Here is a 12,589-nt window from a genome sequence, read left to right as displayed (position 1 = left end):
TGTGACCGCAACCACAGTAGATCCACGCCATGCGTGGATGCACTTCTGTGCCGACCAACGGTCGGCACCCACCGGGGATGGCGGTCAGCGGTCGGCATCCGCCGGGGTTGGCGGTCAGCGGTTGGCATCCGCCGGGGTTGGCGGTCAGCGGTTGGCACCCACCCACTACCACCCCTGCCGGCCAGCGGCCGGCGCTCCCCTATTCCGGTTTGTCGGGTGCCCACTGCTTGAGGAACGCGCTCACCCGCGCAGGCTGGAACGCCTCGCCCCTGCGCAGCTCAGCGGTCGCCTGCGACACCAGCAGGCCACCATCGGCGTCCAGCACCAGCAGATGCGGATAGTCGCGTTCCATCACCGGGAACTGGGCAAGGAACGCGGTGTTGGGCTGCTCGTCGCTGGCGTTGACCTTCACCCACACGTAGTGGGCATCGCGGAAGCGACGCAGGTCGCCGTTGCCTTCCACCACATCGTCCAGCGCCCGGCAGCGCTCACAGGCGGCGTTGCCGATCTCCAGCAGGATGCGCTTCTTGCCCCGCTGGGCTTCCACCTTGGCGGTGGCCAGGTCATCGGCGGGGTTGCGGGCCGGGTCGAACTGCGCACCGAGCCCGGCGATGGCGGCGATGTCCGCCGCCACCGGGGTGTTGCCCGAGGCCACCGGTTCGCTGGGGTCAGCGACCGGTGGCTCGGTGGGTCGGGTATCCAGGGGCTGCGTGGGCTCGGCGGTCGCAGGTGGTTGCGGTTGGGAACAGGCGCCGATCAGCGCCGCACAGACCACCACTACCGCAGTACCGAGCTTGCTACGCATGCCTTCTACCCTCTCATCATCATTTGACGCCGTGCATCAGCTTGTTGATCAGCGGGGCGATCAGGAACAGCACCACGCCGGAGCCGATCAGGGCCCAGAACCCGAAGGTATACCCCTTCAGGGCCGACTCGACCGTCATGCCGCCTTCACCACTGACCACGCCAGCGAAGATGCCCGACAGGTTGTTGCCGATGCCGGTGGACAGGAACCAGCCGCCCATGCCGAAGCCGACCAGGCGCACCGGGGCCAGCTTGGTCACCATCGACAGGCCGATCGGCGACAGGCACAGCTCACCCACCGACTGGATGACGTAGACCATGAACAGGGTCCAGAACGGGATCTTGCCGTCCACCACCATCTGCGACAGGGCGAACATCAGCAGCGCGAAGGCGGCGCCGTTGAACAGCAGGCCCAGGCCGAACTTGCGCGGGATGGACGGATTGGCGCGGCCCATGGCGACCCAGATCCAGGCGATCACCGGGGCAAGGGTGATGATCGCCACCGAGTTGACCGACTGGAACCACGCGGTCGGGAAGGTCCAGCTGCCGAACTGGCGGTTGACGATGTTCTCGGCCAGGAAGGTGAACGAGCTGCCGGCCTGCTCGAAGAACATCCAGAACATCACGTTGAAGGCGAAGATGATCAGCATGGCGATCACGCGGTCGCGCTGCACCTTGCCTTCGCGGATGCCCTCGACCAGCAGCAGTACGGCCAGCGCGGTGAACATCGCACCCAGGATCCAGGCCAGCGCGGTGGCGCCGGTGGCCAGCAGGAAGTACGCGACCGGGATGGCAACCACGGCACCGGCCAGCACCATGATGATGCGGCCGAAACCTTCAGCGCCGGCCGGCGGTGCGCCGATGCCCTTCAGGCCGGCACGACCGATGTAGAACCACACCAGCGAGATCAGCATGCCTACGCCCGAGGCGATGAACACGACCTTGTAGGACGGCATCGCATCGGTACCGAACACCTTGCGGGCCAGGTACTCGGTCAGCACCGGGGCGATCATCGCGCCGATGTTGATGCCCATGTAGAAGATGGTGAAGCCCGAATCGCGGCGCTCGTCCTTCAGCCCGTACAGCTTGCCGACCATGGTCGAGATGTTGGGCTTGAACAGGCCGTTGCCGACGATGATCGTGGCCAGGCCGAGCTTGAAGATGTGCTCCTGCGGCAGCGAGATCATGAACAGGCCGGCGGCCATGATGATCGCGCCGGTCAGGATCGAGCGCTGGTAGCCCAGTACCCGGTCGGCCACGTAGCCACCGAAGATCGCCGCGGCGTACACCAGGGCCAGGTAGGCGCCATAGATGCGGCTGGCGTCGCCTTCACCGGCAGCGCTGCCGTTGTAGAACTGGGCGACGATGTACAGCACCAAGGCCCAGCGGATGCCGTAGAACGCAAAGCGTTCCCAGAACTCGGTCATGAACAGCATCCACAACGGGCGCGGGTGGCCCAGCGTGGTCTTGAAGTCCGGCAGCGCCGGCTCTGGGGTGTTCGCAGTGGCGTTTACGCTCATGCGGATTTCCTGGTTCGGTGGATGACGAGCACGTCCGCTGTGCAGTTGAAGCAACGCGCGAGGATCACCGACTTCTGGCGTTCACGTCAAATACACGCCGTTTGAGGCAGGTGGCAGCCTGCTCCCTGAACTTGCATCTGAAACGATCCAGCCGCCGGCTGGGATCCAAGCTGAATGGGGATCAACCCAGCGCTGTCGGGGGCGCGGCCTGCAGGCTGGTGCGCACCTGGAACAGCTCGGGGAAGAAGGTCAGCTCCAGTGCCTTGGCCAGGAAGCCCACGCCGGACGAGCCACCAGTGCCGCGCTTGAAGCCGATCACCCGCATCACCGTGCGCATGTGGCGGAAGCGCCACAGCTGGAAGGCGGTCTCCAGGTCCACCAGGTCCTCGCACAGCGCGTACTCGCGCCAGTAGCGGTCGGTGTCCTGGTAGATGCGTTCGAAGACCGGCTGCAATGCGTCGTCAGCCACGTGCGGCTGGGTCCAGTCATGGGCCTCGTAGACCGCCGGCACGGCATGGCCGAAGCGGGCCAGGTACTTCAGGAACTCCTCGTACAGGCTGGGCGCCTCCAGCACGCTGCGCAGCTGCGCCTGCCCGGCCGCATCGTGCTCGAACACCTGCAGCATCTGCGCGTTCTTGTTGCCCAGCAGGAACTCGATGTAGCGGTACTGCAGCGACTGGAAGCCCGACGACGGGCCCAGCACGTCGCGGAAGCCCATGTACTCGGACGGGGTCAGCGTTTCCAGCACCGACCACTGCTCGGTCAGCTGGCGCAGCACCTGCTTGCTGCGCGCCAGCACCTTGCGGCACTGCCAGACTTCATCGCGCTGCAGGAAGCCGATTGCGGCACGCAGCTCATGGCCCAGCAGCTTCAGCCACAGCTCCGAGGTCTGGTGCTGGATGATGAAGAGCATCTCGTCATGGTGCGGTGGGCTGGACAGCGGCTGCTGCGCGCTGAGCAACTGGTCCAGCCGCAGGTAGCCGCCGTAGGTGAGGCGTCCCTGCAGGTCGGTGTGGATGCCGGCTTCGAGATCGCGTTGGTTGTTGTCGACGGACATGGGCGGGACCAGATCGGGGGCGGCAAGGGTAGCGCGTTGCCGCCGCGCTGGCAGCCGCCGGGTCCATACCGGAGCGTGCGGTTGGCCGTGGAGCATCGGCCGATCCCGGGCCTGCGCGTGGAACCGTCCAGGCCGTTGTACTGGCGGTCAGCCAGAGGCGTATTCTGATGCTTTGCAGCAACGACTGAATACGTTGTTGTTATTGGCCCCCCACCCGCCGGCAGGGGTAAAACGGGGAATCCCCGTGTTGCGGCGCAGGAAGGCTATTCCGTACGCGTTCCTTAACATGGCGATTCATATCATTTGTAACTTCTCTGTCGAAGGTGCAGTACGCAATGACGGTTGCCGCTGAATTCAAGATCGAATACCTGCAGTACCTGGACACGGACGGCACGCTCGTCCGTGACGACCTGCCCGCGTCGCTGCGCGACCCCAAGGTCCTGGTACCGCTGTTCAAGCAGATGCTGTTCGTACGCACGTTCGACAGCAAATCCATCGCGCTGCAGCGCACCGGCAAGCTGGGCACCTATGCCGCCTGCCTGGGCCATGAAGCCGCGCACGTGGGTATCGGCGCGGCGATGCAGAAGGACGACGTGTTCGCGCCTTCGTACCGCGAGTATGGCGCGATGTTCATGCGTGGCGTGCGCCCGCACGACGTGCTGATGTACTGGGGCGGCGACGAACGCGGCAACGATTACGGCGGCAACGCGGCCAAGGACTTCCCGTTCTGCGTGCCGATCTCCACCCAGTGCCTGCATGCCGCAGGCGCGGCGCTGAAGTTCAAGCTCAACAAGGAACCGCAGATCGCGGTGGCGGTGTGCGGCGACGGCGGCAGCTCCAAGACCGACTTCTACGCAGCACTGAATTCGGCCGGCGCCTACAAGCTCCCGCTGATCCTGTGCATCGTCAACAACGGCTGGGCCATCTCGGTTCCGCGTTCGGCCCAGACCGGTGCCGAAACACTGGCGCAGAAGGGCCTGGCCGGCGGCCTGCACTGCCTGCAGGTGGATGGCAATGACCTGATCGCGGTGCTGGCGGCCATGGAGCAGGCGCGCGAACGTGCGCTGGCCGGCGACGGCGGCACCGTGCTGGAACTGATGACCTACCGCCTGTCCGACCACACCACCGCCGACGACGCGCGCCGCTACCGCGACGACGCCGAAGTGAAGGATGCCTGGCAGCGCGAGCCGATGCTGCGCCTGCGCAAGTACCTGATCAACGCCGGTGTGTGGAGCGAGGACGAGGAAAGCGCCTGGGTCGCCGAGTGCGGCACGCGCGTGGACGAGGAAGTGAACCTGTACCTCAACACGCCGGTGCAGCCGGTCGAGGCGATGTTCGACTTCCTGTATGCCGATCCGCCGCCGGACCTGCTGGCCCAGCGTGCCCAGGCGATCGCCCTGGAGAAGCGCCATGGATGAGATCAAGAACGGCGCGCCCGGCGCGCACACCAACGCCGCCGACAGCGCTGCGGTCGCGCGCGGAGAAGAGAGCATGACCACCACCCCGATCACCCTCATCGAAGCCATCACCCAGGCGCTGGCCTGGGAGCTGGAACACGACCCGTCGGTGCTGGTGCTGGGCGAGGACGTGGGCGTCAACGGCGGCGTGTTCCGCGCCACTGCCGGTCTGCAGCAGCGCTTCGGCTCGGACCGCATCCTCGACACCCCGCTGGATGAAACCACCATCGCCGGCCTGACGATTGGTCTTGCCGCGCAGGGCATGAAGCCGGTGGCAGAAGCCCAGTTCGATGGCTTCATGTACCCGATGGTCGACCATATCGTCTGCCACGCCGCACGCCTGCGTTACCGTACCCGTGGCCGCCTGCACTGCCCGATGGTGCTGCGCGTGCCGTGGGGCGGTGGCATCCGCGCGCCGGAACACCACAGCGAAGCCAACGAGGCGATCTTCACCAACGTGCCGGGCCTGCGCGTGGTGCTGCCGTCGTCGCCGCAGCGCGCCTACGGCCTGCTGCTGGCCGCGATCCGCGAGCCGGATCCGGTGATCTACATGGAGCCCAAGCGCATCTACCGCCAGTACAAGGAAGTGGTCGTCAACGACGGCGAAGCCTTGCCGCTGGACGTCTGCTTCGTGCTGCGCGACGGCACCGACGTGACCCTGGTGACCTGGGGCGCGCAGGTGAAGGAAGCGCTGGAAGCGGCCGACAAGCTGGCCGGCGAAGGCATCAGTGCCGAAGTCATCGACGTGGCCACGCTGCGTCCGCTGGACTTCGCCACCATCGCCGAATCGGTGGCCAAGACTGGCCGCTGCGTGATCGTGCAGGAGGCCCCGAAAACCGCGGGCTTCGGCGCCGAGATCGCCGCGCGCCTGGCCGAGGAATCGATCTACGACCTGCTGGCCCCGGTCGAGCGCGTCACTGGCTACGACACCCACATTCCGCTGTTCCGCCTGGAAATGAAGTACCTGCCGAGCGTTGAGCGGATCGTGGCTGCGGCCAAGCGCGCGGTGGCGGCCGGCTGACATGCGGGCCCGCCTTCTGGGGGCTTACCGCAGCCAGTATCCCAACCCGCTCCGGTTCCACACCGGCCAGATCGTCGAAGTAGGTGTGCGTGACGAGGAATGGCCGGCGTTTGCCTGGGTACGCACCAACGATGGGCGCGCTGGCTGGGCGCCCATCGCCTGGTTGCAGCTGCTGGACGAGGGTCGCGCCGAAGCGCTGTGCGACTACGACGCCCGCGAGCTGGATGTGGAAAGCGGCGAGATGGTGAAGCTTCATCACGAACACGGCGGGTGGTGGTGGTCCGAGCGCGCCAATGGCGCGACGGGTTGGCTGCCGGCCCGCGAACTGGAACTGCTGGAAGAGAACTGCAAATGAGCCAGACCAAGAACTTCAACCTGCCCGACCTGGGCGAAGGCCTGCCGGACGCGACCATCGTCGAGTGGTTCGTCAAGGAAGGCGATGTGATCAAACTGGACGAGCCGCTGGTGTCGATGGAGACCGCAAAGGCCGTGGTGGAAGTGCCCTCGCCGTTCTCCGGCAAGGTGCTGAAGCTGTCCGGCGGTGCCGGCGACATCATCCCGACCGGCTCGGTGCTGGCCAGCTTCGAACTGGACCCGAACCTGCCGCAGCGTGCCGATGGCCAGGACACCGGCCACAGCCATGGTCATGCCGCACCGGCCACGCCGGCTGCCGCACCGACCCCGCCGCCGCTGCCGGCTGCGGCCGCTCCGGTTGCCGCCGAGGAAGCCAAGCCCGCCGCTGCCGAGCGCGATGATGCCGGTACTGTGGTCGGCGCCATGCAGAGCTCCAACGCCGTGCATGCCGAACAGGCGCTGGCCGTCGGTGGCGTCAAGGCCGTGCCGGCCGTGCGTGCGATGGCGCGCAAGCTGGGCGTGGACCTGAGCCGCGTGGCCGCTACCGGGACCGATGGCGCGGTCACCATGGCCGACGTCAAGCAGGCCGCCGCCAACGGCACCGCCAAGCTCGGCGCAGCGCCGGCACCGGTTGCCGCTGCTGCCTATGCCGCGCCGGCCCCGGCGCAGGTGTCTGCCCCGGTGCAGAGCGAAGCCCGCACCCCGCTGTCTGCCGCCGGCAAGCCGATGCGCACCCAGCCGCCGGGCGTGGTCGCCAAGGGCCAGCCGGAACCGCTGAAGGGCGTGCGCCGCAACATGGCCCGCGTGATGGCCGATGCGCACAGCAAGGTCGTGCCGACCACGCTGAACGACGACGCCGACATCCACGCCTGGCTGCCGGGCAACGACGTCACCGCGCGCCTGGTGCGCGCCATCGTCGTTGCCGCACAGAAGGTGCCGGCGATGAACGCCTGGTTCGACGGCGAAGCACTGACCCGCACCCTGCACGCGCAGGTGGACATCGGCATCGCCGTGGACACCGACGACGGCCTGTTCGTGCCGGCCCTGCGCAATGCCGACATGCTCGATGCACGCGGCATCCGCGAAGGCGTCAATCGCCTGCGCGAGCAGGTGGAATCGCGTTCGATCGCCGCCTCGGAACTGAGTGGCTACACCATCTCGCTGTCCAACTTCGGCATGTTCGCCGGCCGCTACGCGACCCCGGTCGTGGTGCCGCCGTGCGTGGCCATCGTCGGTGCCGGCCGTGCCCGCCACCAGATGACCCCGGTGATGGGCGGCGTGGAAGCGCACAAGGTGATCCCGCTGTCGGTCACCTTCGACCACCGCGCAGCCACTGGCGGTGAAGCCGCCCGCTTCCTGCGCGCGATGATGGACGACCTGGCACTGGCCAGCTGATCGGCCACCTGACCGGTGGGTGCCAACCGTTGGTTGGCGCATGAAACTGACTGGTGAGTGCCAACCTTGGTTGGCACATGAATTGGAGAAACGCCGGGCACTGCCCGGCGTTTTTTTGTGCCCGCTCCACTGTAGAGCCGAGCCCATGCTCGGCTTGCTTCATGCTTTCATCTACGCATGGCGTGGATCTACTGAAAAGCGGCCGAGCATGGGCTCGGCTCTACAGAATTCGTGCGATCAATCGCGCGCGACCAAACCCTCGGCGCGACTGTAGACACGCAGGCGGTGACCATCAGGGTCGGCACCGACGAAGGTGTGGCCGAATTCCAGTGTCACCGGTTCCAGCAGAATCCGCACGCCGAGCCCGCGCCACGCATCGTGCATCTGCTGCACGGTCTCCGGGTTGGCGACCACCATCGCCAGTTCGGCGGCACCGGCCTGCGCGGACACCGGCGGTTGCACGTCGTCGCGCTGCCACAGGCCCAGTGCGGCGCCATCGCCGAGCAGGAACAGGGCGAAGCCGGGCGACTGCTCGACCGGCGGCTTGCCGAGGATGCCGCTGTAGAAAGTGGCGCTGGTGGCGACGTCGCGCACGTACTGCAGCAGGGTGCTGGGCGTGAACATGGGGAAGCTCCGTTGTTGGGAGCGCTCATGGTGGTACTGGCCTGCTGACAGATTCTGTCAGCATATTCGACTGTCGGTAGAGTCGTCTGTCGGTAGAGTCGACTGTTAGTCGACTGCTCTTCCTTCAACGCGCTTGAAACCCCGCGCTGCGCGCGATAGTCGACTAACAGTCGACTCTACCCCGCCGCCCGCTCCCCGCTGTTGCTGTGGCTACGAACGGTCCAACCAGTCCGGCGCGATGCCCTGCGCCTTCTGCCAGCGCCGCAGCAGCGTGGCGCGCGGCACGAGGTAGCGATCCTCCAGCACGCGCACCTGGCGGATGCGGTCCAGGCGGAAATGGCGGAAGTCCTCGCGGCCTTCGCACCACGCCGCCAGCATCGGCACTTCATCGAAGTAGCCCAGCGCGAACGGCCAGACAATGCGCTCGGTACGTTGGCCCTGCGCATCCTGGTAGCCGAACTGCAGGCGTTGTTGCGCGCTCACCGCTTCGCGCACAGCCTGCAGGCGTGCAGCAGGTACCTTGGCCGCAGCGCGCGAAGGGCCAACGCGCAGGCCGCTATCACGCAAGGCTTCCCGGCGTGCTGCGGGCAGCACATGCGCGATACGCGCCAAAGCATCACGCGCGGCCTCAGCCAGCGCCGGCTCGGTGCGGGCCGCAACCCAGCGCAGGCCAAGCACCAATGCATCGATCTCGGCGGGCGGCAGGATCATCGGCGGCAGGGTATCGCTCGGCGCCAGCTGGTAGCCGACGCCGGCCTCACCACGCAGGTCGGCGCCTTGCTCGCGCAGGGTCTCGATATCGCGATACAGCGTGCGCAGGCTGATGCCCAGCGCTTCGGCCAGCACCTGCCCGGCCACCGGCCGCCGATGGCGGCGCAGCAGCTGTTGAAGCTGGGTCAGACGCAGCGCACGCGACATCAGCCGGCCAGCGCGCTCGATGCCACCACGTGTTCACCCGGTTGCGGGGCGAGTGCGGCCTCGACCAGTGCCTTGGCAATTTCGCTGGCCGGATTGATCCGCCACGCCCGTGGCAGTACTGGCCCCAGTGCGCCGAGTACCGTCAATGCGAAACGCTCGCCGCGACGCACCTCGTTGCGCTCACCCCCGATCAGCCCTGGGCGGACCAGGGTCAACGAGTTGAAGCCCTGCGCACGCAGGTCACGCTCCAGCTCGCCCTTCACCCGGCTGTAGAAGATCGACGACTGCGGGTTGGCACCGGCTGCGGAATTCAGCACATAGGTCTGCGCCCCCTGTGCTTTTGCCAGGCGTGCGAACGCCAGCGGGTAGTCATGATCGATGCGATGGAAGGCCTCGCGGCTGCCGGCCTGGGCCATGGTGCTGCCCAGCGCGCAGATGATCGCGTCCACGCGCGCCCATTCGGGCGAAGTAGGCAACGCGTCGAATGCCAGTACCGGGTTCTCCAGCTTCCCGTGAGTCAACGCCAGCGGGCGGCGGGTCGGGGCAACCACGGCGCCGCAGCGCGGGTCGTCCAGCAGCCTGCGCAGGGTCAGCCCACCGACCAGGCCGGTCGCCCCCAGCAACATCACGCGCATCACCACCTCCACTGCGGCATCCTGTCGCCCATCCTAGCCGTTCAAGCCCTCGGCGGCCGCGCCGATATGCTGGAACCAGTCCCTGCCAGCCCCAGGATTCGCTCCATGACGGACCAGCCCGACCACCGCCCTGCCCCCGGTACCGCCCTTGGGCCGCCGGCACGCGTGCGCGCGGTGGTGGACGATGGGCGGGGTGACCGCGTAGTGCTGCAGGGCGGCGGTGGCGTGGCGCTGCAGCAGCTGTTCGCGGGCGCCGATGCGCCGGAACCGCTGCTGGCGGCGTTCGCCAACGGCATGGCCACCCTGCCCGGCGAACTGGGCGACATGGGCGACCGCCTGCAGTCCGCACAGGCCAGCGCCGATTGGCCGCGCTATGGGCGCGCGATGCGGCAGCTGATCGACAAGTACATCCGCACCATCGAGCAGCATTCGCCGGACGGGCAGCCGGAAAGCCTGCGCCTGTCCGAGCAGTTGCGGCTGCTGCTGGGCGGTGCGGTGGTGGCCCTGCTGCAGCACGACCCGGATCTGCGCGAACAGGCGCAGGCCCTGGCCACGCGCCTCCGCCAGTGGCAACCGGGTACCGCACTGGAGCCGATCGAACAGGGCGTGCGCGAACTCGGCCACCAGGTCGGTGTGCGTGCCGAGAGCTGGCAGGAGCAGCAGGCGCTGCTGCTGGAGCTGTTCGCGTTGCTGCTGGAGAACGTGAGCGAGCTGCTGGATGACCGCAGCTGGCTGCAGGGCCAGATCGCGGCGGTGCGCCAGTTGCTGGACGGTCCGTTGGAAGCCGAAGCGGTCGAGCGCACCCGCGCCGAGTTGCGCGAAGTGATCTACAAGCAGGGCCTGCTGCGCCAGGGCATTGATGATTCGAAGGCCGCGATGCGCGGGTTGATGGGCGAGTTCATCGAGCGCATGGATGGCATGGCCACCAGCACCGGTGAATACCACGACCGCATCGGCAGCTACGCGCTGCAGCTGCGCGAGGCACGCAGCATCGCCGACCTCAACCAGCTGCTGCAGGAGGTGATGCGCGATACCGGCAAGGTGCAGCAGCAGGCTGCGCAGGCCCGCGATCACCTGGCCAGCGCGCGGCAGGAAGTGGAACGCGCAGAGCAACGCATTGCCGAGCTGGAGCAGGAACTGCGTGCTGCCGGTGACCTGGCGCGTATCGATCCGCTGACCCAGGCACTGAATCGCCGCGGCCTGGACGAACTGCTGCAGCGTGAACTGGCGCGTGCCGCGCGCAACAACTCACCGCTGGGCGTGGCCGTGATCGACCTGGATGATTTCCACCTGACCAACGAGGCGCACGGTCACGCGGGTGGCGATGCTTTGCTGCAGCACCTGGTGGCCGTGTGCAAGCTGCTGCTGCGCGCCACCGACGGCATCGCACGGTTGGGCGGCGACGAGTTCGTTCTGGTACTGCCGGAAACCCAGGGCGCCGACAGCATGGCCACCGTGCAGCGCCTGCAGCGTTCGCTGGCGCATCGCGTGCTGACCGTGCAGGACCGGCGCGTGCCGGTGCATTTCAGCGCCGGGCTGGCGCAGTGGCAGCCCGGTGACGATACCGAAACCCTGCTGCGCCGCGCCGATGACGCGCTGTATGCGGCCAAGCGGCAAGGCAAGAACCGGGTGCAGGCGGGCTGATGATCCAGCGTGCAGACGCTGTAGCGCCCGAGCCCATGCTCGGGCGGCGGCGCGCAGCGCCGTAGAGCAGCCGAGCGTGGGCTCGGCTCTACAGATCATTTCCCGCGCAGCTTCTGGAACCCGGTCACCGCTGCCAGCACGATGGCGCCGGCGATGATGCCGACCACCATGTTGCCCACCGCGCTCACCAGCCAGCCCCACTGCCCCTCGCCGCCCAGCGCCTGCACCGCGTGGTGCAGCGCCGGCACGTTGTGCACCAGGATGCCGCCACCGACCAGGAACATGGCGATGGTGCCAGCCACCGACAGGAACTTCATCAGCCACGGCGCCGAGGCCACCAGGCCGCGACCGAAGGCGGCAATGGCACCGCCCTTGCGCGACAGGTACAGCCCAACGTCATCGAGCTTGACGATGCCCGCCACCAGTCCGTAGACGAACACGGTCATCGCCAGTGCGACCACGCTCAGCGTGAGGATCTGGTTGGTGAACGACGCAGTGGCGACCACGCCCAGGGTGAGCACGATGATCTCGGCCGAAAGGATGAAGTCGGTGCGGATCGCGCCCTTCACCTTGTCCTTCTCCCACGCGACCATGTCCACCTGCGCGTCAGCCAGCGCCTTGCGGCGTTCGGCCTGGCGCTCGGCATCGTCGTCGGAGGAATGCAGGAAGCGGTGCGCCAGCTTCTCCACGCCTTCGAAGCACAGGAAGGCGCCGCCGATCATCATCAGCGGCACGATCAGCGGCACGTTCCAGCCGCGGCTGCGCAGCCAGGCTTCCAACGCACTGATCGCCAGGGCCGCCGGCACCAGGATGACCTTGTTGACCAGCGAGCCCTTGGCCACCGCCCACACCACTGGCAGCTCGCGGTTGGCGTTGACCCCGGTCACCTGCTGCGCGTTCAGCGCCAGATCGTCGCCCAGCACACCGGCGGTCTTCTTCGCGGCGACCTTGGTCAGCACCGAGACATCGTCGAGGAGGGTGGCGATATCGTCGAGCAGGGCGAACAGGCTGGCACCGGCCATGGGAAGTCCAGAGAGGGAATGAGCGGATTCTGACCGATCCGGTGTGGACTGCGGAAGACGTCGGATTCACCGCGTGCCCACCGCCCCCCGGCGACACTGCGGAATCCGGACATTGCCGGCCCGTGGCCGGCGCTACCT

The 12,589-nt window shown here is 67.4% G+C and carries 12 protein-coding genes; 5 read left to right on the top strand and 7 right to left on the bottom strand.

Features of this window, described 5'->3' with window-relative positions; genetic code table 11:
* Positions 1–199: 199 nt before the first annotated feature.
* From VG543_RS07555 to VG543_RS07545, 3 genes are all read right to left on the bottom strand, one after another.
* The gene (locus tag VG543_RS07555) at positions 200–805 is read right to left on the bottom strand and encodes a thioredoxin family protein (protein WP_019661528.1); all 606 of its coding nucleotides are present in this window, start codon (positions 803–805) and stop codon (positions 200–202) included.
* A 19-nt stretch (positions 806–824) separates the two neighbouring features.
* Complete coding sequence (locus VG543_RS07550) at positions 825–2,324, bottom strand: peptide MFS transporter (protein ID WP_005419890.1); 1,500 nt, start codon at positions 2,322–2,324, stop codon at positions 825–827.
* 181 nt (positions 2,325–2,505) lie between these two features.
* Entirely contained in the window at positions 2,506–3,381 is an 876-nt protein-coding gene (locus tag VG543_RS07545) for a tryptophan 2,3-dioxygenase (RefSeq protein WP_312542458.1), read from the bottom strand.
* A 335-nt stretch (positions 3,382–3,716) separates the two neighbouring features.
* On the opposite strand from VG543_RS07545, the gene pdhA reads away from it, so the two are divergent.
* The 4 genes from pdhA to VG543_RS07525 are packed head-to-tail and all read left to right on the top strand — an operon-like array spanning position 3,717 to position 7,608.
* The gene (gene pdhA / locus VG543_RS07540) at positions 3,717–4,799 is read left to right on the top strand and encodes a pyruvate dehydrogenase (acetyl-transferring) E1 component subunit alpha (protein WP_021202655.1); all 1,083 of its coding nucleotides are present in this window, start codon (positions 3,717–3,719) and stop codon (positions 4,797–4,799) included.
* The gene (locus tag VG543_RS07535) at positions 4,792–5,859 is read left to right on the top strand and encodes an alpha-ketoacid dehydrogenase subunit beta (protein ID WP_005414714.1); all 1,068 of its coding nucleotides are present in this window, start codon (positions 4,792–4,794) and stop codon (positions 5,857–5,859) included. Before pdhA ends, VG543_RS07535 begins: the two co-directional genes overlap by 8 nt.
* A gap of 1 nt (position 5,860) precedes the next feature.
* Positions 5,861–6,214 (top strand): SH3 domain-containing protein, encoded by a 354-nt coding sequence (locus VG543_RS07530; RefSeq protein ID WP_005411349.1) that lies wholly within the window; start codon positions 5,861–5,863, stop codon positions 6,212–6,214.
* Positions 6,211–7,608 carry a dihydrolipoamide acetyltransferase family protein gene (locus VG543_RS07525; protein WP_329846332.1) on the top strand — a complete coding sequence of 466 codons (1,398 nt, stop codon included), beginning with the start codon at positions 6,211–6,213 and terminating at the stop codon, positions 7,606–7,608. The genes VG543_RS07530 and VG543_RS07525 overlap by 4 nt, the downstream gene beginning before the upstream one ends.
* 237 nt (positions 7,609–7,845) lie before the next feature.
* On the opposite strand, the gene VG543_RS07520 is transcribed toward VG543_RS07525, so the two are convergent.
* The 3 genes from VG543_RS07520 to VG543_RS07510 all read right to left on the bottom strand — a co-directional run bounded on the left by VG543_RS07520 (position 7,846) and on the right by VG543_RS07510 (position 9,785).
* Positions 7,846–8,232 carry a VOC family protein gene (locus VG543_RS07520; RefSeq protein ID WP_423178230.1) on the bottom strand — a complete coding sequence of 129 codons (387 nt, stop codon included), beginning with the start codon at positions 8,230–8,232 and terminating at the stop codon, positions 7,846–7,848.
* Positions 8,233–8,442: 210 nt separating this feature from the next.
* Positions 8,443–9,150, bottom strand: a complete 708-nt coding sequence (locus VG543_RS07515; protein ID WP_423178231.1) for a helix-turn-helix transcriptional regulator — start codon at positions 9,148–9,150, stop codon at positions 8,443–8,445.
* Complete coding sequence (locus tag VG543_RS07510; protein ID WP_423178233.1) at positions 9,150–9,785, bottom strand: NAD-dependent dehydratase; 636 nt, start codon at positions 9,783–9,785, stop codon at positions 9,150–9,152. Before VG543_RS07510 ends, VG543_RS07515 begins: the two co-directional genes overlap by 1 nt.
* A gap of 105 nt (positions 9,786–9,890) precedes the next feature.
* Between VG543_RS07510 and VG543_RS07505 the strand changes: the two genes are divergently transcribed.
* On the top strand, positions 9,891–11,429 hold the full coding sequence (locus VG543_RS07505) for a diguanylate cyclase domain-containing protein (RefSeq protein ID WP_423178235.1): 1,539 nt from the start codon (positions 9,891–9,893) through the stop codon (positions 11,427–11,429).
* Between the two features lie 95 nt (positions 11,430–11,524).
* Here the strand turns inward: VG543_RS07505 and VG543_RS07500 are convergent, their stop codons facing one another.
* Positions 11,525–12,451, bottom strand: coding sequence for a DUF808 domain-containing protein (locus VG543_RS07500; RefSeq protein WP_423178236.1), 927 nt, complete (start codon positions 12,449–12,451; stop codon positions 11,525–11,527).
* Positions 12,452–12,589: the final 138 nt, after the last annotated feature.

This window comes from Stenotrophomonas sp. CASM101 (genome assembly GCF_049384845.1).
Taxonomy (GTDB): domain Bacteria; phylum Pseudomonadota; class Gammaproteobacteria; order Xanthomonadales; family Xanthomonadaceae; genus Stenotrophomonas; species Stenotrophomonas hibiscicola.
Note: the sequence above shows the minus strand (reverse complement) of the source record. Positions and strands in the feature narration are given on the sequence as shown.